We start from the raw sequence: 25,617 nt of genomic DNA on the forward strand, positions 1-25,617 counted from the left end.
TGTTAAGCACGCCGCCAGCGTTCGTCCTGAGCCAGGATCAAACTCTCCAATAAATTATATTAGAGAACCTTGATAGGCTCTTTAAAAATCTAATTATCTTTTTTGTTAAAAGAAATTGTTAGTTGTTGTTTTCAAACGCAAGCGTTCGAAAACCGCACATCTGGCTTGATACATGTTGGTGTACATATATCTTTTTGTTTTCTACATTGTTTAGTTTTCAAAGAACACGTTGCTGGCTGCTCGAGCCAACTGCTATATAATACCATATGTATTTTATCTGTGTCAATACTTTTTTAGTATTTTTTACTTTTTTTGTTAATTAAATTTTAGCTTAACCAGTATTAAGAAAACCGGCATCGATTTCTACGAAAAATCGATGCCGGTTTTTAGCCTATAACAATTTGCATAATATATAGTATCCGTTATTTAAATTTAATTTTTTCCTTTACCTACTGCATTAGGATTCGTTGGTTCTGGAGCTGCCGGAGACGGTGCTGCCGGTTGATCAGGTCCATTTTGATTTGCATCCGTTTTAGTTTTTGTTTTTGAATCTAATTTAGCTTTATCCGCTTTTTCTTTATCTAATTTAGCCTTCTCAGCCTTTTCTTTATCCGTCAGTTCTTTAGCTGGTTTATCTTTTTCACCATCAATTTCTAAAATAGTGTTATCGACAACGAGACCATTTGGTTTAACAAAATCTTTTGCCGGTACATTAGCTAAAGCTTTTTGCATAAACAAACGCCAAATTGTTGCCGGGGTACGTCCACCAGTCATGCCATTTAAAGTTCCACTACTATCATTACCAATCCAGACAGCAGCCACCAAATCTGGTGTATAACCAACAAACCAAGCATCTTTTGTATCATCAGTCGTTCCTGTTTTCCCAGCTGCTGGTCTACCAATATTAGCCCCAGCACCAGTTCCTCGTGCAATGACCCCTTTTAGCATATCGGTCAATAAATAAGCACTTTTTTCACTGATAACACTTTTTTCTTTCAGCGTTGCCTGTTCTAAAACTTTCCCATTTCGATCAAGAACTTTTATAATCGAAACAGGCGGCGTATGAACACCATGATTTGCAAAAGTGCCATAAGCACTTGCCAGCTCAAGTGGAGTGACTCCTTTTGTTAAACCACCTAAAGCAGTTGCTAAGTTGCGATCATTTTTTGCACCTTCTAAAACCAGAGTAGAAATCCCCATCTCTTGCGCATAATAAATGGGTTTATCAATGCCCAATTGTTGTGCAAGTTTTACCGTTGGAACATTCATAGAATGTTCCGCTACTTGCCGCAATGTTACTTTCCCGCTAAAGGTTCGTTCATAATTTTGCGGTGACCAGCTTCCTACCGTAATAGGAGTATCTTCGATTATAGTTCCTGGTCCCATATTGTTTTCCAAAGCTGCTACAAAAACAAAGGGTTTAAACGCGGAACCAGGCTGACGCTCAGCCATAGTAGCACGATTAAATTGATCACTGCCTCGCCCGCCAACCATTGCTTTTATATAGCCTGTATGAGGCTCAATCGCAACAAGAGCTCCCTGCGGTTGTTGAATACCATTTTCATCGACTCTATAATTCGGCAGTTCTTTCATTGCAGCTTCTGCTGCTTTTTGCATATCGAGATCAATGGTTGTATAAATCTTCAAACCATCTTTATAAACTGCATCCGCACCATATTTATCAATGAGCTGCTGCGTCACATAATCAATAAAATATGGTGCCGGAGTAGCTTCATCTTTTTTAGTCTTCTTTACAATATTAATTTCTTCTTTTTTAGCTTTTGCTGTGGCAGATCCATTCAAATAAGCATATTTTTCCATTTGATCCAGAACAAGATTTTTTCGTTCTGTTGCAGCAGCTAAATTATTAAGCGGCGAATAATAATTCGGGCTTTTCGGAATACCCGCTAGCATTGCACATTCAGGCAAGGTCAGATCTTCGACATTTTTTCCAAAGTAAGTCTGAGCTGCTGCCTGAACCCCATAAGCACCTTGACCAAAATAGATTTGATTTAGATATAATTCTAAAATTTCCTGTTTCGTATACTGGCGTTCTAATTGCAAAGCCAAAAAGACTTCCTGAACTTTACGTTTCAGTGTTCTTTCCTGTGTCAAATAGGCATTTTTTGCCAATTGCTGTGTAATCGTACTACCGCCTTCAGACACTCCATTATTACTAATATTAGCCCAAACAGCCCGCAAAATTCCTTTTGGATCCACCCCGCTGTGTTCATAAAAACGAGCATCCTCCACAGCAACAAAGGCATTTTGCAGATTTTTAGGGATTTTACTAATCGTAACCGGAACGCGATTTTCTGCCGAATGAACTGTCGTAATCAACGTTCCATTGATATCATAAATCTGTGAAGACGCCGGCGGTCTAATATCATCTGTAAGATTCGGTTTTGTATTTATACTTGCGGTAAGAAAACCACAGCCAATACCTGTAAGCATAACCACAAAAATTGTTACTATACCAAGCGATATTTTTTTTGCACTAAGACCGCTTGATTTAGGTTCTCTTTTTTTTCTATTATCACTACTACGTTTTTCCATCAGTGACCTCCTTAAATAAATCAACCGCTTTCCATTGTAGCATAAACTAAATGTTTGAGCATTCTTATTTTAATTCTACAACGGTAACGCCAGTGCCGCCCTCACGCAGTCCTCCCATTGCCGTGCTTGCCACACTACGATGGGATTTCAAATAAGCTTGCATTCCTTTACGAAGAGCTCCCGTTCCATTTCCATGTATAATCATCACTTGGCTTAAACCAGCTAAAATGGCATCATCCAAATATTTATCAACCATTTCTCTGGCATCATCAACCAGCATACCACGAATATCAATTTCTCGGTTCACTTCAGTCGTTTTTAAGAAATTCATTGATTTTGCTTTTTTTTGCGATGAAACACTTTTTTGATCGATCTGTCGAGCACTTTCTACAAACATGCAATTTGCGGCTGCAACATTCATCTTTAAACTACCAAGCTGCACAGCAATACTTTTACCGTGTATTGATAAAACAATTCCTTTTTGATCAAGAGTTGTTACATAGACGGTATCACCTGCCGATAGCGTTTGCAGGCTAATCGGCTTTGTAAAAGGATGTTGTTTATGTACCTGTGTTGTCGTACGGTCCAGACCTTCTTTAATTTTATTGCGTGCTGCATCAATAGCAGCCTGCCGTTTTTGAATGCCCTGATCGTTAAACTGCTCTTTAAGATCTTTAATTAGCTGCGAAGCTTCGCGACGGGTTCTTCGAATTAAAGCAGCACTATCTTCTTGTGCTTTTAAAATAATTTTTTCTTTCTTTTTCGTCAAATCCGACCTTAGTTCGGTCATCTTGCGTTCAAGTTGTTCCACTTTACGCTGACGCTCAACAATATCAGCATTACGCTGTTCATACATAATCTTTTCCGCTTCGAGTGTATTGAGTACCTTTTCAAACTGAGCATGATCTGCATCAATCAATTGTTTGGCGCGAATAATCAGAGAATCCGCCAATCTCAATCTTTTACTGATTGCAAAAGCATTGCTCGCCCCAGGTATCCCAATCAATAAACGATACGTAGGGCTTAATGTATTGATATCAAATTCAACACACGCATTTTCAATACCATCTTTAGAATAGGCAAATGTTTTTAACTCACTATAATGGGTTGTTGCCAAAACTTTTGTACCAATACTCATCAGCTGCTCCAACATCGCCATGGCGAGTGCCGCCCCCTCTTCCGGGTCGGTACCTGCACCAATTTCATCGATCAAGAGCAAATCGTCATATTCGACTTTCTCCAATATATTCACAAGATGTGTCATATGCGCTGAAAATGTACTTAGACTTTGTTCGATGCTTTGTTCATCCCCAATATCAGCAAAAACTTCATGAAATACGGCCATTTCCGACCCAGACAAAACGGGTATAAATAGCCCCGATTGTGTCATAAGAGCCAAAAGCCCAAGTGTTTTCATACTGACAGTCTTTCCGCCCGTATTTGGCCCAGTAATAAGCAGCGTATTGTATTCTTTTCCCAAACGAATGTCGATCGGGACCACATGATTTGCATCAATCAATGGATGCCGAGCCTGTTTAAGGTCAACGCTGCCCTCTTGATTCAGTTCAGGCATTACAGCATGCATTGCCTGAGCTACCTTTGCTTTGGCAAAGGTAAAATCAATTTGTCCTAAAAGATCACAATTTGCATTCAAAATATCAGCATACTTGGCAATTTGCAAAGAAATCATTCGCAGGATACGATCAATTTCCTGTTTTTCCGCCAAAATCAGCTGTTTTACATCATTGTTCAAAGTAACAATAGCCATTGGTTCAATAAACAGCGTGGCGCCGCTGGCTGATTGATCATGCACAATCCCAGGAAAAAACTGTCGATATTCCTGCTTAATCGGAATAACATATCTTTCATTTCGAATTGTTATAATGGTTTCTTGAAAATATTTTTGATATTCTGCCGCGCGAAGCACGCCATCTAAGCGCTCTTTGATCCGGCTTTGCGATGTTTTAATTTCGCGGCGAATTCTTTTTAATTCAACACTGGCATCATCACGAAGATTGCCGTGTTCATCTACAATGCCAGAAATCTGGTTTTCGAGTTGTCCAAGAATTTCTATTGATTGTGTCCAGCCTTGTAGTATAGGGACTTCTAGCTCCATCTCTTTGAAAAACTTTTTAACGTTCCGCATTGCATAGAGTGTACTTACCATATCCACTAGTTCATATGTCTCAAGTACCGCTCCAAGCGTCGTCTTTTTGAGCAGCTTACGAATATCACGAATTCCACCTAACGGAACGTGATAGGATGCTTGTAAAACTGCACAACCTTCTGCAGTCTCCTGCATTGCAGACTGCACCTCAGAAAAATCATTGACCGGCTTAAGTTTTGCGGCAAGCTCTTTTCCCAGCACCGAACTTGCCTGGCCGATGAGCATTTCAATTATTTTATGATACTCCAGTATTTTAAATACGCTTGATTCCATACTTCACCTTCTTATAATACGCCTCGGAAATAATGTCCGCGTGTAATTTGATCATTTTCAATTGTCTTGATTTTATCATCAGCCAAAAGCGGGTGATCTTCGCCCAAAGCTAAAAATTCTTTATATAAATTCGTCACAACCGCAATACGCTTCACATCAAAATATTTCGCTTCAATGCGAATTCGATTTACGCCAATTTGACCAAACTTGTGAACATGTGGATACATACTGAGTTCCTTGCCGTTTAAAAGATGCATACGACAAAATTGATCCGTCACAAGCGGGAATTTTTCATTTTTTCTATCTTTAAACCAGTATTGCGCTTTTGTGCAAGGCTGTGTACATTTTCCCTTGTCTAAATCACCAAGGAAACTGCCCATCGCACAGTATTCAGAAACCATCAGTTCCAAATTCCCATGAACAATACACTCTGTCGGGAGTACGCTGCGTCTTACAATGCTTTCAACCTGGGCAAAGTTACATTCCGGTGACAACGTCACGCCGCTTACACCCAGCTCCTTTAAAAACTCAATTGACAAATTGTTATAAACATTCATAGAAAAATCTGCATGAATAGCCGTATCCACTTTGGCTTTGACCATCCTGATCTGCGAAAGGTTATGCACACAAATTTCATCCGGGATAAATTCCTGAAAAGCCTGCAAAAGTTTGTTAAACGATTTTACTTGCCATTGTTTTAAAATACGCGGTGTATTGAAACTGATTTTTTTATGATAGGACCGTACCATATCATAAGCCTGGCGATACTGCTTCACCGATATAACCTCATGATTATAAGATTCCCCGCCAAAAAGTATCCAGTCTGCCCCATGTTCCAAGGCATTTTTTGCTTTAGCCAATGTATCAACGCTGACCACGAGTTCTGGTTTTGTCATACGCGATTGACGACTCATTTTAACTTGTTTTTTGAGTGGTGCAGCCTCGACTACTTCCAGTGGCAAGCGGGTGAATTTTTCTAATCTTGCCCGTTCAATCATTTCGACTGCTCGGCGACGTGCTTCATTGATTTCACTGATTGGAACCATAACGTCTCCCGTTATTTCACAGGTAAGGTTTTCCAAGGAAAAAACCGTTGTGCCAAGACGTTCGATTTGTTTGCGGATTCCGTCTTCAGTCAGTGGTCTCTTTCTTGCTTGTTCAGCAATAAAATCTGTTTTTCCTACCCCGATGTAACCATCTTGATCTTTTATTTCTACGACAAACGGCTTGCCTATTTCCGCGCTTACCTTTATATCTGCCATAATACGGCGTACTGGTGCTCCAGTATTAAAAAAGGCACGAGCTCGTTCCATCATTTGTGCATCAAATACTTTAAAGACTCGATCATGATCCCGTACCGCAGATGGAATCACAATCGTAACTTCATCATTCGGCGCTGCCTGTAAAACGCTCACGCCATTTACCAGCATTGAACGAATCGTTGCATTGACTCTGCCGCCAACTTTTACCCAAAAATCAACAATATCATGAATATGAAGTTCTTCATTTAATTTAATGATAACTTCCTGTGTAGCTGCTTTATAGGATAAAACCCGTCCGAGCAAGACACCCCGATTATTAGGACGTCTGTCGCTCATCATAAATCGACCCGGTTTTCCTTTTAAATAAGCACTTGTAAAATCGCGATTAAAAATCTGAGCTAAATTTTTTTGATCATTTTCTGCTATCGTAAAATCGGCTTTACTCAGTAGATATGAATCAATGCCACGACGATAGGTATCGACAACCGTCGCAACATATTCCGGTCGTTTCATTCGTCCTTCAATTTTCAAAGATGTCACACCCGCTTCAATAAGCTCAGGCAGTAAGTCCAGTGTATTCATATCGCGTGGACTTAGCAGATAGTTACCAGCATCGGCGTTTTCCAGAACATCATTTCCCTCAGAATCGACTAACGTATAAGGGAGCCGACAAGGCTGTGCACAACGGCCTCGATTCCCACTGCGCCCGCCAATGATACTACTCATGAGGCACTGTCCTGAATAACAGACGCATAAAGCTCCATGAATAAATACTTCAATTTCAATTTCACTGTTCGCACAGATATAACGAATATCTTCCATTGATACTTCGCGCGCTAAAACAACGCGTGTAAAACCGAGGTCCTGTAAAACACGCACCCCTTCTAAATTATGTACCGTCATTTGAGTACTTGCATGTAACGGCATATTGGGTATAATTTCCCTGGCTAATTTAACGACACCCAAATCTTGTACTAGAATCGCATCCGCACCAGCCTCATACAAAAAACGTAAATATTGTGCGAGTTCGGTAAATTCCTGATCATCAACCATTGTATTCACCGTTACATTGACTAAAACATTACGCATATGGGCAAATCGAATAGCATCTCGCAAACCAGCTTCATCAAAATTATCCGCATACGCTCTTGCACCAAACATTTGTCCAGCTAAATATATCGCATTGGCACCACTTTCAACAGCCGCAACCAAGGCATCTTGACTCCCCACCGGAGCTAATAATTCGATCAAAACTTTCATTCCTTCCAAATCCATCAATATAAGATATCTATAGAACAAAGCTGGTATTTATGAAACATAAAGACCATATCTGTTTATATTCTAATTTATAATTATAGCATATCATTGTTGTTCTTTTCTATCTGTTTTAAATTTACAGCCTAATTTTTGATAATCATGCCAAACTTCAGCTACCACTGATCCCTTTTAATCTGGCAAGGATAAAAATCAATTCAAATGAAAAAGCACCCCCTTGGATGCCTTAATCAAATAAATTATTCATCTTTTAATATTCCGAGTAAATCCTGATAATCTGTTTCCAATTTTAAATAATCATCACAAAAATTCATTGCCGCCAAAACAGCTACCCGTGCTGTCGGCAAACGATGATTTCCATTGGCTACTATTTTCATTTGTTCATCTACGATACGGGCTAGGCGTTTGACACGTTCAGGATCCATATCGCCTTTCAATGCATACGTCTCACCGAAAATTTCCACCGTTACTTTATTTTTATCCATAACCTCACCCAATATATTATACATTTTTATAGAATATTTCTCTATAGCTAGCACAAAATCCTGCTAAAATTACTATAAAACACAGAAATATTGAATAAAAATAAGCAAGCAGCTCTTAAAAGCATACCTGCTTATTTTCGACCATTAACTTCTTAATTTAGCGGAAAACGTATCTTCAAGTTTTTTCAAAACGGCATTATAATATGGATCAACTTCGGCATCGGTTAATGTTTTCGTATTTGACTGGAACTGAAGTGAAAAAGCCAAACTCTTTTGCCCTTTTTCAATTTGTTCCCCATTATAAAGATCAAATAAGCGAAGATCTACCAGTAAGTTTCCTGCATTTTTCATAATAACTTTTTCAATATCACCCGCACTAATATCATCCGCCACCAGCATTGCCAAATCACGACTGATAGCAGGATACTTCGGCAGAGCCTGATAATGAACCGATTCTGCGGCATATTTCATCAAAACTTCAACATCCAGTTCAAAAATATAGGTTTTTTTCGAAATACTCAACGCATCCAAAACTTGCGGATGTACTTCCCCTACCATAGCAAGAACTTCTCTGCCTTTTTTAAATACAGCTGTTTTACCCGGATGCATTGCATAATGTTCTCCAGCTTCAACTGTATAACGTGAAACGCCAAGTTGTGTCAGTAATTCTTCCACAATCCCTTTGGCATCATAAAAATCAACAGCCGAATTATCTTGATTCCAGCCAACAATCTGACGCCGTCCAGTGATTGCCCCAGCCAATTTCAATGTTTCAACCAGTTGTTCGGTAACAGGTAAAGCTTTCGCGGCAAAAACAGGAGCGATTTCAAATAATTGAATATCATCATTTTTTCGCGATAAATTCCGCATGACATTTTCAAACACACTGCTAAGCAACGTTGTTCGAAGCAATGTATAGTCATCCGTCAACGGATTCATGATTGGCACAGCCTGACGAAGCTCACTGTCTGCTGCAATGTTTAATTTATCAAACATGGACGGATTGGTAAAACTAAAGGAAATTGCTTCATTCATACCAAGTCCGCTCAATATATCTTTCAGACGATCCACAAAATTTTGTTTTTTACTTTGACAGCCCTGCATTACATTGCCACTTGGTGTTGTTGATGTGATATTTTCAAAACCATAAATCCTGGCAATTTCTTCCGATAAATCTTCCATACAAGTCACATCATTGCGCCAAGATGGAACCAAAACCTCAAAACCGTCCTTGCTATTATCCACAATAAATTCAAGTTTTTGTAAAATATCAATCATCGTTTCCGCAGGGATAAGCGTCCCTAAACGACGATTGATTTGATCAGGACTAAAGCACACTTTTACACTTTGTTTTGGATTTGGATAAACATCAACAATCCCTTGGCAAACTGTACAGGCATCCATTTCCTGTAAAAGCTGTACGGCTCTATCAAGTGCACGCGGTGTATTCACGATATCAACACCACGTTCGAAACGGCCAGAAGCTTCCGAATGAAGTCCGCAGGCTCTAGAAGTCCGACGAACGCTTGCACCATTAAACGAAGCAGCCTCCAAAACAACAGTCGTGGTGACCTCAGTCACTTCTGTGGCCAAGCCCCCCATCACACCAGCAAGCCCAGCAGCCCGTTCAGCATCAGCAATCACAAGCATATCTGCTTGCGCAAGCCTTGAAGAATCATCTAAGGTATGAAGTTCTTCTCCTATAGCCGCATAACGAGCAACAAGTGTTTTGCCCGTAATATGATCATAATCATAGGCATGCATCGGTTGCCCTAATTCAATCATAACAAAGTTTGTCACATCGACAACATTATTGATGGCACGAATTCCTGCTCCATCAAGACGTTGCTGCATCCATTCAGGCGAAGGACCGATTTTTACGCTTTTTATAACACGCGAAGAAAAACGCGAACATAAATCCTGTGCCTCAATACGAATATCGATAAGATCCGCTGATTTTTCAGCTGCATCTTCTTTAACAGAAATGACCGGCCATTTTGGTACATTTCCTGTAAGCACAGCCACTTCGCGAACCAATCCCCAAACACTAAAACAGTCGCCGCGATTTGCTGTAAGTTCAAATTCAAGAATACTGTCATTCAATCCTAATATATCTTTAACATCAATTCCCAACTGAATGTCTTTTGGTAAAATATAGATTCCTGTTTTCTGCGCTTCAGGAAGCTTTTCAAGGTCCAGTTTTAATTCACTTGCTGAACAAAGCATTCCGTATGACATTACCCCACGCAGTTTACCCTTCGATATTTTAACTCCGGTTGGCAATTTTGCTCCAATCATTGCTACTGGCACAATCTGACCTTCTGCAACATTAGCCGCTCCTGTAACAATAATAATCGGTTCAGCCTGCCCTACATTAATCGTACAAATTTGAAGTTTATCGGCATCCGGATGTTTTTCGAGTTTTTCAATGCGGCCTGTGATAACTTTCTCCAAGCCTTCACCCGGGTCTACTACATTTTCAACTGGAATTCCAGCCATCGTTAATTTATCAGCTAACTCTTCCGGAGTTTCTGTAAAATCTATATAATCTTTTAACCATTTTATTGATACCTGCATATTTTAGCTCCTCCTATGAATTCTTCTCTTAAAATTGACGTAAAAATCTCATATCGTTATCATAGAACAGTCTCAAATCGTCAACACCATAAGCAAGCATCGCAACGCGTTCGACACCAAGACCAAAGGCGAAACCACTAACTTTCTTTGGATCGTAGCCACTCATTTCCAGCACATGCGGATGAACCATCCCCGCGCCCAAAATTTCCAACCAGCCAGTACCTTTACATACTCGGCAGCCTTTTCCCTGACACATCACACAAGAAATATCAACTTCTGCACTAGGTTCTGTAAATGGGAAAAAACTAGGTCTAAAACGAACACCAACATTTTCATTGAAAATTTGATGTAAAAAAAGCTCCAATGTTCCTTTTAAATCCGAAAAACTAATATTTTTATCAATTACAAGACCTTCCACCTGCGTAAACATCGGTGAATGCGTTGCATCATAATCATCACGACGATACACACGCCCTGGTGCAATCATCCGAATCGGGCTATTTGGTTCATGTGCCTGCATCGTACGTGCCTGTACTGGTGAAGTTTGTGTTCTAAGTAAAATATCTTCCGTTATATAAAATGAATCCTGCATATCGCGTGCCGGATGATCTTTTGGCAAATTCAACGCTTCAAAATTATAATAATCTTTTTCAACTTCCGGACCTTCTTCAACTGAAAAACCCATCGTCATAAAAATATTTTTAATGCGGTTTAACGTTAAAGTCAAAGGATGTAAATGACCAAGCGGTTGAATACGTCCCGGCAATGTCACATCTATTTTTTCAGTCGCCAAGCGCTGTGCTAGTTCCAACTTTTTAAGTTCTTCGTTCTTGCTTTCAAGAACTGCTTCCAGTTCTGCTCTTACTTCATTCACCATCTGTCCAATACGAGGACGTTCTTCAGGACTTAATTTTCCCATACCACGTAACAGACTAGTCAACGTACCTTTTTTACCAAGGTATTTCACTCGTAAATCATTTAAGTCTGAAACATTTTGTGCTGCAGCCATTGTCGTAACAGCTTCTTGTTTTAATTCTTTCAACTCTTGTTCCATATGTACCTCCCGATATTATTTAAACTAAAGATAGACAAAATAAAAAACTCCCACCCCAGACAAGGGGCGAAAGTCAAATTTCGCGGTACCACCCTAATAGATACTCAAAAGCTTTAACGCAGCAAACGCTCAGGCTAAGGATATGACCTTCACTTAAGAAACTCCAGAGTGAACTTCAGTTGTTGCTCTTGATACCGTTCTCAGTCACGACAAATATCTTCCTGTAAAAGACACACACAACTTACTCTCTCTATCATGGTTTACATTAATATAATATTATGAAAATCAGTATATCATATATCGCAATGAAAAACAAATGAAAAATCAACTAGATCGGCGTTGGCGAAACGATTCATATAAGATCACGGCCGCTGCTGTAGCTACATTCAGTGATTCCGACTGTCCTAGCATTGGAATGAAAATTTTCTGCTTAGCGGCATCAAGCAAAACTCGACTCACGCCTTTACCTTCATTGCCAAAAACAATTGCTGTTGCGTCCCTAAAATCCGAATCAAAATATTCTTTCGCGTCATGATCAAGTGCCGTAACTTGCAGGACAATTTTATGTTGATCGATAAATCCCAATAAAGCCTCCGCTGAAACTTCGGTAATAATTGGCACGTGAAACAGCGATCCCATTGTTGCGCGGACCGTTTTGGCAGCGAATAAATCGACAGATTCCTTCATTATAATAACGCCCCGACAACCAACTGCATCCGCTGTACGAATAATGGTACCAACATTACCTGGATCTTGCAGCTCATTTAATACAATGAATAAAGGATTATCAACCACTTCCAACGTTGATAACTGATTTTGCTGCTTTTGCAAGACCAGTAAAATCCCCTGCGGCTCCTTCGTATCACTAATTTTATCATAAATTGCCTTTGAAACCTGATACACATCACATTTTTTCTGTCCAAGTATATGAAAAATCGCTGTAACACGACTATTGTGTAAAACTTCATCGGTACAAATACAAAACTCAATTTGCCAATTTGACTTCACCGCTTCTTCAATTAAACGAATTCCTTCAGCAATAAAAAGATTCGTTTCATCTCGATGTTTTTTCTGTTTTAAACTCGCTGCCAGTTTCACTTTTTTGTTAGCTGGACTCGTAATAATTTCTATCACTTTGCAAAGTCTCCAATCCTTTAATACCAGTACCACTCCCTATAAGAAGAGCATATCCTGTTAATAAAATATTTAATGAAAAACACAAAACTTAGAAACCCAAATACTCTGTTTTTTACTAAATAAATGGATATTATGAGCAAAAAAGGCTCTGACTATTAAAATCAGAACCTTTTATCTATATTACAGTTGTTCTTTTGCTACAGCAACTAACTGTGCAAAAGCAGCAGCATCGTTGATTGCAAGATCAGCAAGCATCTTACGATTCACTTGAACATCAGCTTTTGTTAAACCATTAATTAAACGGCTGTAAGAAATACCATTAATACGGGCTGCTGCGTTGATACGAGCAATCCATAGTCTGCGAAATTCGCCTTTTTTAGCACGACGGTCACGACGAGCATAATAAAGACCTTTCATTACGGTTTCGTTAGCTTTTTTAAACTGTTTGCTTTTAGCGCCTCTATAACCTTTGGCTAATTTTAAAATCTTTTTATGACGTCTATGTGCTGTCACGCCTTTTTTAACTCTTGGCATGTTTCGTTCCTCCTAATAATCTTTATTTTTTAAGCGTAAGGGAGCATCCGGCTTACGCGATTTGTATCGGCTTTCGATGCAAGTGCAGCTTTACGTAAATTACGTTTACGTTTTGGAGCTTTCTTTTCTAAAATATGGCTTTTGAAAGCTTTATTACGTTTGAATTTACCTGAACCAGTTACTGTAAATCTTTTTGCAGCAGCTCTGCGAGTTTTCATTTTTGGCATTTCTATTTCCTCCTTTAGTTATGCGCCTTTGGTGATAAAATCATTATCATATTTTTACCTTCAAGTTTCGGATCACGTTCAACAGTTACTAAGTCTTTCAACTCAGCTGCTACTTTCAGTAATACCACTCTGCCAAGTTCCGGATGAGATAATTCTCTCCCACGGAACATAATAGTAACTTTAACTTTGTTACCTTCTTCGATAAAACGAAGTGCATTTTTTAACTTGACGTCAAAATCATGTTGTTCGATGTTGGGACGAAATTTTACTTCTTTAATACTAACAACTTTTTGTTTTTTCTTCGCCTCTTTGTCGCGCTTTTGTTGTTCATATCTGAATTTACCAAAATCCATGATACGACAAACTGGCGGTTTGCCCATTGGAGCAACTTCTACCAGATCCAAATGTTGTTCTTCCGCCAGGTGTAATGCATCTCTTACAAGCATAATACCTAATGCTTCACCAGTTGCACTGGTTACACGAACTTCCCTTGCACGAATCTCTTCATTAATTCTCAAACTTTCTTTGCTAATTGAAATTCACCTCCTAATAATATATGTATTACAAATTAAAATAAAAAAAGGGTGGCTCTCCGCCACCCTCAATACCCATAATTATACATGGAAATTCTTAAAACCCTACTGATTGCACATCATAAGGTGAGAAGCGGTGGCCTCTGCTTAAATAACTTACTTTGGTATAATACCATTTATACAGAACTATGTCAAGCTTCGTTTTAGGCTTTTGTGGCAATTTTTTCTAAAACATCTGCAATAAAAGCATCTGCTGACATTACAGCACTATCTTGTTCACCATATTTACGGACAGCGACCTGTTTCGACTCAACTTCTTGATCACCCACTACTAAAATATATGGAATCTTTTTCATTTGGCTTTCACGCATCTTATAGCCAACTTTTTCATTACGATCATCGACTTCCACGCGCATACCCAAATCAAATATTTTCTTTTTTAGTTCATAGGCATAATCGGCATGCTTATCTGTAATTGGCAATATTTTAATTTGTATTGGTGCCAGCCATACAGGGAAAGCACCGGCATAATTTTCAATTAAAATCCCGATGAAACGTTCTATACTACCATAAACTACACGATGAATCATAACGGGGCGATGTTTTTGTCCATCTTCACCAATATAATTCAAATCAAATTTTTCCGGCATCAGCATGTCTAACTGAATTGTTCCACACTGCCAAGTACGTCCAATCGAATCCTTTAAATGAAAATCGATTTTAGGGCCATAAAATGCACCATCGCCTTCATTAACAACATATTTCAAACCACGTTTGTCCAAAGCATTCCGTAATGCATCAGTTGCTTTTTCCCAAATTTCATCCGATCCCATTGAATCATCTGGACGCGTGCTGAGCTCAGCCCGATATTCTAAACCAAATGTATTATAAATACGGTCAAATAAATCAATGACTTTCTGTATTTCATCTTCGATTTGCGATGGCAGCATGAAAATATGAGCATCATCTTGCGTAAAATTACGAACCCGCATTAATCCATGAAGCGCACCAGACAATTCATGACGATGCACAAGTCCAAGTTCTGCTGTACGCAGCGGCAGTTCACGATAGCTATGCTGCTGTGTACGATATACGATAATACCGCCCGGACAATTCATTGGTTTGATTGCATAATCTTCACCATCGATTTTTGTAAAATACATATTGTCTTTATAATGATCCCAGTGACCAGACTGTTCCCAAAGTTTACGATTTAAAATCATCGGTGTTTGGATTTCCTGATAACCAAATTCACGATGAACTTCACGCCAATACGCAATGAGTTCGTTGCGTATTACCATGCCATTTGGATGGAAAAATGGAAACCCCGGACCTTCTTCATGTAAACTGAACAAATCAAGTTCACGACCCAATTTACGATGATCACGTTTTGCCGCTTCTTCCAGCATTGCTAAGTATTCATCTAGATCCGCTTTTTTCTCAAAAGCTGTCCCATAGATACGTTGCAGCATTTTATTCTTTTCGCTGCCGCGCCAATAAGCACCAGCAACACTCTGTAATTTGATTGCTTTCACTTTCCCCGTGCTTATAGCATGAGGACCAGCACAAAGATCAACAAATTCCCCTTGTTCATATAACGAAATGATTGCATCTTCCGGTAAATCTTGAATCAGTTCCACCTTATAGATTTCGCCTTGTTCCTCAAACATAGCTAATGCATCGGCACGGCTTAACTCACGGCGAACAATTTTAAGGTTCTCTTTGACGATTTTTTCCATTTCTTTTTGGATTTTAACCAAATCATCTGACGTCAGTTGCTTTTCTATATCAAAATCATAATAGAATCCATTATCGATTGCTGGTCCAATTGCCAATTTCACATTGCTATCTTTATATAAACGTTTTACAGCTTGCGCTAAAATATGCGATGCACTATGGCGTAATGTCCATTTACCAGCAGCATCTTCAAATGTCAGAAATTCAACGCTGCAATCTTCCGTTAACTTTGTCATCAAGTCTACAGTTTTCCCATTGACTTTTGCTGACAAAACTTTTTTTGCCAAACTATTGCTACAAGCTTTTACAAAATCAAGAACAGTTGTATCTGCTGCCGTTTCACGTACAGCACCATCCTTTAATGTTATTTTAATCAAAACAAACTCCTCCTTTAAAATAAAAAATAGCCTCCATCCCAAAATAGGGACGAGGCTATGCTTCGCGATTCCACCCTGATTGACAGATTGTTAAATCTGACCAGCTCATATTTTGATAACGGAAACTACTCCGGCACAGCCTACTTAAGTTCAGCCTGCAGTTTAGAAGTGGTAACTCTATTCTATGTTAAAAATGCTTCCAGCCAAGGCATTTCTCTCTGAGCAACAAATTGAATATCATCATGTCTTCCTCATTACTTTTATAATAATGTAAGTTTGTATTTATTATATTCCCACAACAAATAACTGTCAACCTAAATTCAATTTGTTTACGGGGTATTTGCTTTAATTTAATTGAGCTCGAAGCGCTGTACGCAATATATTTTTAACCATATCCAGACCATCCAGTGTAGACAGTTTACGGAAATTGATCGTAAAACTGATACTGTTTAATTTAACACGTTTAATCAATTCATGTTCTGTATTCAAATAAATGGCACCACCTTTAAATTCATGTTGAATGGATACCATTTTATATTCACCTTTTGCAGTTGCTTTTTTGATATATTGGTCAAAAATACCCTCAATCGTATTCACACACAAATCCTGCTCATCATATAAAAACATATATTTTGGATCCCCGCCTGATTGAATTGGCGCATCCCCTAATTGATGTTTTTCCTTCTCAACCTTAACCCACTCTTTGTCCACATCGATCTTAATGTCTGAAACAGCTGGTTCCCATATAATTTGATTTTCTTCCGCTTGCACTTCATATAACATGATACCAACATCTTTTGCGACACTTTGTACAACTTTATCATATACAGGCTGCGTGAATATAACGCCTAAAACCTGCCCCTGCACATCTTGGAGAATGTTAGCAAAATGAAACAAGTCACTTTTTTCTAAAATCTTGCCAGCCGTTTTGGTTTGAATCAGTATTTTATAATTTAAACCATTATCCGCTGTACATGCCAAATATAAATCAACTGGATACGATGCAGTTTTCCCTTCCACGTTTGCATCTATTTCTACCACCATATTATTTAAATCTTCTTCGCCTTTAATTGCTTCCACTATTTTTTGTCTAATATTTTCTGCCTGACTCATAATTGCACCGTCCTAAAATTTTTACATGTTCCAATTTATTTTTATTAGACATTAAATGGCAGAATCCTTTTTACAATGAAAAAGTAATTTATAAACTTGCCAGTACTGGGATTTTTAAAACCTGTCCTGGAATCAGATTTCCATTACTATCTAATTCGTTCAATTGATGTATCGCTGCAATTAACTCTCGAATATCCTTACCATTGCTAACATATTTTTCAGCAATAACCCATAAACTTTCACCATGTTTCACCGTTACATAACTATACTCCGTACACTGCAAATATTCATTTGCCAGGTGAACCGGAACAAATCTCCACATAGACACCACCATAAGTAAAACTAGAATTAGTTTCATAATAGAACCCCCCCTTAGAACATTAGTTCTTTATTGAGTTTATTCTATCACAGTACATATGTTCTTTCAAGTGTAAAATTGTTTTTTTTAGAACAAGTATTCTATTTTTTTAAAATCAGCTGCACTAAAAAAATCTCAAGCCGTTAAAGTACGAACTTGAGATTTTTTTTATTTTCCGATAAATTATATACTCAAGTAGACAAAGGCTTATAGCGCGATTACCTCTGCTACATTTTAGTAAGCGTTATACGTTTTGCACGTTGTGCCAGCGAGGATGTCCCTTTCCCCTTTTCTGCAACTTCTTCTTCCGAGATATTGAGTTCACGGGCAATTAGCTTACGCATGCGAGATCCACAAAAAGCATTTTGACAGCGACCATATCCCGCTCTTGTTCTCCGCCCGACAGCATCAACGGATTGCACCGGAATGCCCCGATGCAGACAATCTATAATTTCTGCCTCTGTAACTTGTTCGCAGCGGCAAATAATATTGAGTGCCGGATCTGGCGAATCAATAACACCAGCAAAATCGGCTGTCTTTTTTTGAATAATTGGCCGACGTTCTGCCTTAAAATCAAGTTTCTTTTCTAGAATAAGCCCAGCTTCTTTTAAAATTGAAACCGTTTTTAGTGCAATAGCCGGTGATGATGTGAGTCCTGGAGAATCAATTCCAACTAGGTTGATTAAGCCTTTGACCCGACTCTCTTCAATAACCCAGTCTTTTTTATTGGATACCGGTCGATTGCCTGCAAAAGATTTTAAAGCCTTCTTCATATTAAAACCTGGTACGGATTTACGTGCTGTTTCCGTTATATATTTCAATGTTTTTTCATCGGTTCCAACATCGTCCTTATCATCAATCTCTTCAGCATTTGGTCCGATCATAAGATTACCATGATATGTTGTCGTAACTAGAATCCCCTTGCCAAGCTTCGTCGGCACTTGGAATATTACGGAATTCACAAGATAGTTCTGATCTTTATCCAATATCACATATTGACCGCGCCGTGGCGTAATTTTATATTGATCATCCCCTGCTAATGCGGCAATTTGATCACTATATACACCTGCTGCATTAATAACAAAACGTGACTCGATGCTTTTTTTGTTGGTTCCAATGAGAAAGCCCTCACCCTGTTTTTCAATTGTTTCTACTTTATGCTGGAGCATCAATTCCACGCCATTTACCATAGCGTTTTCTGCCAAAGCAATAACAAACTCATAAGGAGATACAACCCCAGCATTTTTGCAATAAAGCGATGCCTTAACCGTATCACTCAGATATGGTTCATGTTGTTTTGTTTCTGCCGCGTCCATCAGTTTGAGGCCACCGACCCCATTTTCCATTCCATAGCGGTAAAGCTTTTCAAGGGTAGGTATTTCCTCTACATCAAAAGCAAGCACAAAAGATCCTGTTTCACGATACCCAAAATGCAGTTCATTCTCAAGCTGTTCATACATCCGATTCCCTTTTACGCAAAGTTTAGCCTTCAATGTTCCCGGCTCATCCGAATAACCACCATGAACGATTCCACTATTACTCTTCGAACAGCCACAGCTGACATCATCTTCTTTTTCCAGAACACAAATTTTCATCTTGTATTTCGCTAACTCACGAGCAATGTTCATTCCGACTACGCCTGCGCCAATAATACACACATCATACATGATAACATTCTCCTTACTGCTTTTATATTTCATAATGACTACAACTAAATTATTATTATACATTTGTGTATTTTAATGCAAATTAACTTTTTCCTTATATACAATACCACCAGTTGCCTGATTCGTAGGCGTAACCGTAACTTCACAAATCTGAACATGCGGCGGCGCACTAGCAGCATACATAACAACATCAGCAATATCTTCTGCAGTTAAAGGTTTAATTCCCTCGTAGACGCTGCCAGCTTTTTGTTTATCACCATGGAATCGAACCACACTAAAATTAGTTTCCACCATCCCTGGCTGCACTGTCGTAACTCGTATTGGTTTATCAACAAGGTCCATTCTTAGTCCATCACTGATAAATTTCACTGCCGTCTTAGTAGCGCAATATACTGCACCCCCAGGATAAGCATGGATTCCTGCCGTTGAGCCAATATTAATAATATGACCATTCACCTGATTTTCCAGCATAAAAGGTACGATCTTCCTCGTCAAATATAGTAAACCTTTAACATTGGTATCAATCATAGCATCCCAGTCATCGGTATCGCCCTCATGTAATTTTTCCAGACCACGTGCAAGTCCCGCATTATTCACAAGAATATCAATTTTACGCCATTTCTCTGGCAAGTTATCAATCGCTGCATTTACTAGCTTTTTATCTTGCACATCTAAACCAAAACTTACAATTTCAATTTTATACGTATCTTGCAATTCTCTGGCAACAGCTTTCACTTTATCAGTGCTGCGCGCACACAAGATTAAATGTGCACCTGCTTTTGCAAATGCTTCAGCACAAGCTTTACCAATACCACTACTTGCCCCACTAATAAATACAATTTTATCTTTTAATTTTTCCATTGTTTATTACCTTCTTTATTTTATTTTAGTTTCCTATGGACTAACAAAACCAGCAACAATAAACACTTCAAAAAGCTCTCAATAATATTGTCCGTCCGTAACAAATCTTAAAATTGTAGACTTGATCTTTTTATAATTCGATTAATCATAAAAGCCTCTATTTTTTGTTTATCAACATTTCACTAAAATCCTTTTCAAAAGAAATAATATCCGCCTCTTGGGTAGCCCATGATGTACAGAAACGAGCACAGGTATGATGGCTGTCTGGCTTACTCCAAACAGATATGATATATTTTTGAGATATTTTTTCCAATAGCCAATTTGGTAGAATCGGAAAAAGTTGATTGGATGGAGCATCGCCAAGAAAAGAAACTCCCGCTTTTTCAAAAATAGTTTTCAACAAATATGCCATATTATTTGCATGTAATCCTAATTCAAAATACAAATCATCTTTGAATAATTCTTCAAATTGCATACCGAGAAGCCATCCTTTTGCCATAATTGCGCCTCGTTGCTTCATATTAAAACGAAAATCTTTTTTTAGCAGGTCATTGGTAATAACTAAAGCTTCGCCAAACAACGCTCCTACTTTTGTTCCGCCAATATAAAATGCATCGACAAGTTTTGGCAAATCAATAAGTGCAATATCATTTTCTTTAGCAGTTAGACCCATTGCCAGTCTGGCGCCGTCTAAAAAAAGCAGCATATCATTCTCTTTGCAATACTTAGAAAGATTTTCGAGTTCAGTTTTATAATATATAGTACCGATCTCTGTCGGATTGGAAATATAGACCATTTTAGGCTGTACCCAATGCTCATCTTGATGTTGAGCAAGAACTGGCTGAATTAATTCTGGAGTCAATTTGCCATCAGGCGTAGCAATATCAAGGATTTTGTGCCCGCTAGCTTCCACCGCTCCTGTTTCATGAATATTAATATGACCAGTATCCGCTGAAATAACAGCCTGATAAGGTTTTAAAGCATACGAAATAAAAGTTGAATTTGTAATCGTCCCGCCTGGGAGAAAATGAATATCAGCACTTTCACATTGGATTGCCTTTTTAATTAGCACTTTGGCATTCTCGCAATGAGAATCCATACCATATCCATCGTTTTGCTCTAAGCCTGCATCAATAATAGCTTTTAAAATATTTGGATGAGCACTTTCACTATAATCATTTTTAAAACTATACATTTCAAATCCCCTTTTTTACGTTCTATGACCTAATACTATTTCTCTGCTATCTGTTCCATTATACTATCCATAATGGTTCCATGGCTGAACGATCTTCTCGATTTCCAGATTTATCTACATCTAAATCTTTCTATAAATATCTAAGTAAATTCATCTCTAAATAAGTTTTATCCAACGGTTTTTTCGTATTTTCATCAAACATCGAAATCAACTCTTGAATAATTTCATTATAATCAGTGAATATCCATTTAGTCAAATATATTAGTCCATCCACTGTTGGATTTTAGTTTCGATCTATAATCTCAACTTGTTAAAGCACGAACTAAAAAGCCTCCGCATACTACGAAGACTTTAATTTGCATGGTGAACCATCTGTATCGATTGCGCAATATATAAAATTTTATTACCATGTTCGTTTCTTCTCTTACTATTTTTATTTATCGTTCGTAAAACCTTGTTTGATCAAAGCCGGATATACGGCTGGAAAGTAAACTTGCTTATAAGCATCTGCAACCTGACTACTCCAATTTGTTTCCTTCGGTACATTCCCGAGTTCACTATCGCGCTTCCTATAATAATCCGCCATTAATATATCATAGTCATCTACCGCCTGTTTCATGTCTTTAGCCTGATAGGTTTCATTATGTGCAAATACATGCAATGGAAAGCGAGGCTTTTGCGCTGAATTATTTTCAGGATATCCCACAACAAGTCCCGCCACAGGAAATGTACGCTCTGGCAAATTCAACAAACGGATCATTTCTTCGGGGTTTTTCCGGACCGCACCGATTGGCACAATTCCAAGCCCCATAGACTCTGCCGCAACAATAGCTGCTCCCATGGCAAGTCCACAGTCAAAAGTTCCTACCATCGTTCCTTCAACACTTTCATGGATCAGGGAAGGCATTTTGTTTTTCTCACCCGCGATACTAGTTTTGTAAAAATCAGCCACAAACACCAAAAATACAGGAGCTTGGGCAATCCAATGCTGATTTCCTGTCAATTCTGCAATTTTAGCTTTTTTTACCTTATCCTTTACAATAATCACCGATAGTTGCTGTCCGTTAATGGAAGTAGGCATCGCCTGTGCGGCTTCTAAGATTGCTTCCAGCATTTCAGATGATATATCTTTCTCTAAATAACTCCGAATTGATCTATGATTTTTGATTGATTTTATTGTATTGTTCATCATTAGCCCTCCAATTTATCCTTATCTGTATGGAATTCACTTACGTTTTTTATATTAGTTACCTTTTTTTCTTTTCAAATGCCGCTTTTGACTGTCCACAAGTCGGGCACTGACAATACCTAGATTTACATTTCACTATGAGTCAATTCGAAGGACCCGCCCGCTGCGCTTTCCTCGCTTCAATAAGCCAATTTACATTTCAATATGAGTCAATTCGAAGGGATACAACAACGTGGTTTGATGGTACCGTAGAAACAATTTATATTTCAATATGAGTCAATTCGAAGGACAAAGAAAAAACAATCAGCATGCACGCGACAACGATTTACATTTCAATATGAGTCAATTCGAAGGTCTATTGTTTTTGAAACAAAATCCCGCAATCTTCCATTTACATTTCAATATGAGTCAATTCGAAGGGCGATGCAGATAAGCGTGATAACGTATTACGATTCCTATTTACATTTCAATATGAGTCAATTCGAAGGTTGTAAATAGTTAAATAGTCAGTTGCACTACACTCATTTACATTTCAATATGAGTCAATTCGAAGGGGTGGAATCACTGCATCGGTTGCAAACATGTTGCCAATTTACATTTCAATATGAGTCAATTCGAAGGATACGCGTTACGTTGCCGTGTGTACTCCATTTCATACATTTACATTTCAATATGAGTCAATTCGAAGGTGGAAAAATGAGTTTCGCAGAATAAAAAAAGTATAAATTTACATTTCAATATGAGTCAATTCGAAGGTGAGGCTCAAACTTTTATAATGCGAGCGCTTGATACATTTACATTTCAATATGAGTCAATTCGAAGGTTGAACATACATAAAGCCTTATTTTTCAGTATAGGAATCCTTCTTTTCTGTCTATGCTATAATAATATATTATTCTACCACATAAATCACAAAAAAAGTTCTATTATTTTAGCCGCTAACTGACTAAATACAGCACATATGAAAAGCTGTCGTACCCCTCATAAAATTGCATTATTGTAGATCGACAGATTATATGAAGTTTGATGTTTTATCCTCTTCTTTTATAATAAATTCTTTTTTCATCCAGATATTATTTCGCCCCGTAAATATTATACAAGAATCAATTTCTTCCCGTAAATATTCTTTCACTTCTACCTTTAAACTCATCAATTGACTTTCTGATACCTCTCCTTCAAATACTGAATTTTGGATATGTGTCAAATATTTCTTGCAAATCTTAAAAACACGCCTTAAAACTTTCGGGCCTTCTTTATCCAATTTTATATCATATACAAGTACCATATACAAAATAACATCACCACCAAATTCTAAAGGCTTTATATGTATCAGCGCCCATCACATGTTTAATTAATTTATATACTTCTAGTCGAATCAAGTGATTGTAGGAAACTTCACGATTTAAGGTTCTATGTTTAATACTTGTTTTCAATTTAGCATCCAATGCTTCCATGATTTTTTTCGCGACAGAATCTTTCATGCGAATACAATCCACATCTTTATCAAAATCATTTTCATCAATAATCTTTTTATTTAGCAATGAAAAGATTAAACGATCTGCGAGTAAAGGTTTAAAAATTTCCGCAACATCCAATGCCAAAGAAAATCGTTTTACAGAAGGTTCATGTAAATAGCTAATTGTTGGATTTGCCTGCGTTTTGTAAATCTCGCTTAATACCTTTGTATAAATAATGGAGTTAACAAAAGAGATCAATGTGTTAATCATATTGTCTGGTGGCCTTTTCGTTCGTTTTTCAAAGTCAATTTCTACATCAATAATCGTATCCCATGCACTGTAATATATTTTTCTAATATTTCCTTCTATTCCCATAAGTTCCTGTACATCTTTACAATAAGGAATGTGCGTGCTCAATACTTTTATCTCATCCATATACGAAGATAAATCTTTCCCACGTGCATTATAGTAGCGCAAATTTCGATAGATATTATCATAAGCACCAGCTATAAATTCTCGTGCAATTTGCATTCTTTTTTCGTTATCAGTATAGTGCTCGACCTGTTTTACCAGCAGAGAACCAGATACATGTTTTTCCCTTGGGCAAAAACTCCCTGTATAAAATTCATAATAATTAAAGAAATGTACCATTACACCATTTTGTGCTAGAAAATCAAGCAATTTTGTATTTAACGTCATTTCTGAAAAAATGTAAATATCCTTTACACGCTCTATCGGAATATCCTTATTCATTCCATCCTCACGACATAGCTGCAACGAATTATCTTTACGTTTAATGTGTCCATTAGAAAAAACATAATAAGATTGCTTCATGTAAGCTGCCCCATTTCAATATATTTTAAATATAACAAAATTCATAATATGCACATGATTTACATACAGGTTTATCAATGCTTTGCGGTAAATTTTCTCCTACTAAAATTTCTTTTATCAATTCCAAGTTAGTTTCTACTGTTTCTATGTCCTCTCCTGTTAGAAAAACTTCTTCCGTCAAATGCTCCGCCGGGACAGCCAACATCCCCTTGATATCTTTCAACCCGTGTTTATGTAAGACATAGAGATAATATTTAATCTGATTAATCGCCATCTGTTTTTCTTTTTTACTTTTCTTCACTTCATACACAATGGTATGTCAACACTTTATTAGACAGTTATTTTGAGGTGTGCACATTTGTAGTCTATTGGGCTTAAATAGCCTAATGTTGAATGAATTCTTTTGCTGTTAAACCAATGGACGTAGCATTTTAGTTTTTGATTTAATTCACCAAGATTTTCAAAGTGATAATTACGAACAAATTCTGTCTTAATAATTTTGAACGTAGCTTCGGCTACGGCATTGTCATAGGGGCAGCCTTTCATACTCAGTGAGCGTTTGATTTCAAAGGTTTGAAGAACTTCTTCAATTAATTTATTTTTAAATTCATTTCCACGATCTGTATGAAATAGGCAGATGTTTTTCAAATTCGTTTTGATGCTGGCAAATGCTCGATAAACAAGAGGTGCATCGTAAGCGTCAACTAAACCATCACCTGTACAATCAGTGTGCATCATGAGAAAATACA

General features: G+C 37.9%; 22 protein-coding genes, 1 CRISPR repeat array and 1 other annotated feature. All 22 genes read right to left on the minus strand.

The window, feature by feature from the left end; translation table 11 throughout:
* Positions 1 to 432: 432 nt before the first annotated feature.
* Positions 433 to 2,556: a transglycosylase domain-containing protein gene (locus tag F606_RS0118640; RefSeq protein WP_019555404.1), complete on the minus strand. Its 2,124-nt coding sequence runs from the start codon at positions 2,554 to 2,556 to the stop codon at positions 433 to 435.
* Positions 2,557 to 2,620: 64 nt separating this feature from the next.
* A complete protein-coding gene (locus F606_RS0118645; protein ID WP_019555405.1) occupies positions 2,621 to 4,996 on the minus strand; it encodes an endonuclease MutS2 in 2,376 nt (791 codons plus the stop codon).
* An 11-nt stretch (positions 4,997 to 5,007) separates the two neighbouring features.
* Complete coding sequence (locus F606_RS0118650; RefSeq protein WP_019555406.1) at positions 5,008 to 7,518, minus strand: U32 family peptidase; 2,511 nt, start codon at positions 7,516 to 7,518, stop codon at positions 5,008 to 5,010.
* A gap of 254 nt (positions 7,519 to 7,772) precedes the next feature.
* On the minus strand, positions 7,773 to 8,042 hold the full coding sequence (locus F606_RS0118655; protein WP_019555407.1) for a cell division protein ZapA: 270 nt from the start codon (positions 8,040 to 8,042) through the stop codon (positions 7,773 to 7,775).
* 120 nt (positions 8,043 to 8,162) lie between these two features.
* Positions 8,163 to 10,595 carry a phenylalanine--tRNA ligase subunit beta gene (gene pheT / locus F606_RS0118660; protein WP_019555408.1) on the minus strand — a complete coding sequence of 811 codons (2,433 nt, stop codon included), beginning with the start codon at positions 10,593 to 10,595 and terminating at the stop codon, positions 8,163 to 8,165.
* A gap of 28 nt (positions 10,596 to 10,623) precedes the next feature.
* Positions 10,624 to 11,649 carry a phenylalanine--tRNA ligase subunit alpha gene (gene pheS, locus F606_RS0118665; RefSeq protein ID WP_019555409.1) on the minus strand — a complete coding sequence of 342 codons (1,026 nt, stop codon included), beginning with the start codon at positions 11,647 to 11,649 and terminating at the stop codon, positions 10,624 to 10,626.
* A 324-nt stretch (positions 11,650 to 11,973) separates the two neighbouring features.
* Entirely contained in the window at positions 11,974 to 12,783 is an 810-nt protein-coding gene (locus F606_RS0118670; protein WP_019555410.1) for a TrmH family RNA methyltransferase, read from the minus strand.
* 183 nt (positions 12,784 to 12,966) lie between these two features.
* A complete protein-coding gene (rplT, locus tag F606_RS0118675) occupies positions 12,967 to 13,320 on the minus strand; it encodes a 50S ribosomal protein L20 (RefSeq protein WP_019555411.1) in 354 nt (117 codons plus the stop codon).
* Between the two features lie 29 nt (positions 13,321 to 13,349).
* Positions 13,350 to 13,547, minus strand: a complete 198-nt coding sequence (gene rpmI, locus F606_RS0118680; RefSeq protein ID WP_019555412.1) for a 50S ribosomal protein L35 — start codon at positions 13,545 to 13,547, stop codon at positions 13,350 to 13,352.
* A gap of 14 nt (positions 13,548 to 13,561) precedes the next feature.
* Entirely contained in the window at positions 13,562 to 14,065 is a 504-nt protein-coding gene (infC, locus tag F606_RS0118685) for a translation initiation factor IF-3 (protein ID WP_019555413.1), read from the minus strand.
* A gap of 218 nt (positions 14,066 to 14,283) precedes the next feature.
* Positions 14,284 to 16,194, minus strand: coding sequence for a threonine--tRNA ligase (thrS, locus tag F606_RS0118690; protein WP_019555414.1), 1,911 nt, complete (start codon positions 16,192 to 16,194; stop codon positions 14,284 to 14,286).
* Between the two features lie 42 nt (positions 16,195 to 16,236).
* Positions 16,237 to 16,458 (minus strand) — a binding site (T-box leader).
* An 81-nt stretch (positions 16,459 to 16,539) separates the two neighbouring features.
* A complete protein-coding gene (locus F606_RS0118695) occupies positions 16,540 to 17,307 on the minus strand; it encodes a hypothetical protein (RefSeq protein WP_019555415.1) in 768 nt (255 codons plus the stop codon).
* Positions 17,308 to 17,395: 88 nt separating this feature from the next.
* Positions 17,396 to 17,665 (minus strand): LysM peptidoglycan-binding domain-containing protein, encoded by a 270-nt coding sequence (locus F606_RS0118700; RefSeq protein ID WP_019555416.1) that lies wholly within the window; start codon positions 17,663 to 17,665, stop codon positions 17,396 to 17,398.
* A gap of 227 nt (positions 17,666 to 17,892) precedes the next feature.
* On the minus strand, positions 17,893 to 19,332 hold the full coding sequence (locus F606_RS0118705) for an NAD(P)/FAD-dependent oxidoreductase (protein ID WP_019555417.1): 1,440 nt from the start codon (positions 19,330 to 19,332) through the stop codon (positions 17,893 to 17,895).
* 72 nt (positions 19,333 to 19,404) lie between these two features.
* Positions 19,405 to 20,193, minus strand: coding sequence for an SDR family NAD(P)-dependent oxidoreductase (locus tag F606_RS0118710; protein WP_019555418.1), 789 nt, complete (start codon positions 20,191 to 20,193; stop codon positions 19,405 to 19,407).
* Positions 20,194 to 20,350: 157 nt separating this feature from the next.
* A complete protein-coding gene (locus F606_RS0118715; RefSeq protein WP_019555419.1) occupies positions 20,351 to 21,388 on the minus strand; it encodes a threonine aldolase family protein in 1,038 nt (345 codons plus the stop codon).
* 130 nt (positions 21,389 to 21,518) lie between these two features.
* Positions 21,519 to 21,644: a hypothetical protein gene (locus F606_RS23880; RefSeq protein WP_281166785.1), complete on the minus strand. Its 126-nt coding sequence runs from the start codon at positions 21,642 to 21,644 to the stop codon at positions 21,519 to 21,521.
* Positions 21,645 to 21,821: 177 nt separating this feature from the next.
* Positions 21,822 to 22,580 carry an NADPH-dependent oxidoreductase gene (locus F606_RS0118720; RefSeq protein WP_211210108.1) on the minus strand — a complete coding sequence of 253 codons (759 nt, stop codon included), beginning with the start codon at positions 22,578 to 22,580 and terminating at the stop codon, positions 21,822 to 21,824.
* A 120-nt stretch (positions 22,581 to 22,700) separates the two neighbouring features.
* Positions 22,701 to 23,400: direct repeats of the CRISPR family, unit length 31 nt; unit sequence ATTTACATTTCAATATGAGTCAATTCGAAGG.
* Between the two features lie 189 nt (positions 23,401 to 23,589).
* Complete coding sequence (cas2, locus tag F606_RS0118725) at positions 23,590 to 23,862, minus strand: CRISPR-associated endonuclease Cas2 (protein WP_211210109.1); 273 nt, start codon at positions 23,860 to 23,862, stop codon at positions 23,590 to 23,592.
* A gap of 13 nt (positions 23,863 to 23,875) precedes the next feature.
* Positions 23,876 to 24,868 (minus strand): type I-B CRISPR-associated endonuclease Cas1b, encoded by a 993-nt coding sequence (gene cas1b / locus F606_RS0118730; protein ID WP_019555422.1) that lies wholly within the window; start codon positions 24,866 to 24,868, stop codon positions 23,876 to 23,878.
* Between the two features lie 25 nt (positions 24,869 to 24,893).
* Positions 24,894 to 25,178 (minus strand): Dna2/Cas4 domain-containing protein, encoded by a 285-nt coding sequence (locus tag F606_RS21690; protein ID WP_019555423.1) that lies wholly within the window; start codon positions 25,176 to 25,178, stop codon positions 24,894 to 24,896.
* Positions 25,179 to 25,198: 20 nt separating this feature from the next.
* A partial coding sequence (locus F606_RS21695; RefSeq protein ID WP_019555424.1) for an IS3 family transposase occupies positions 25,199 to 25,617 on the minus strand: 419 nt, incomplete at its 5' end.

This window comes from Propionispira raffinosivorans DSM 20765 (assembly GCF_000381065.1).
In the GTDB taxonomy this organism is placed as follows: domain Bacteria; phylum Bacillota; class Negativicutes; order Selenomonadales; family Selenomonadaceae; genus Propionispira; species Propionispira raffinosivorans.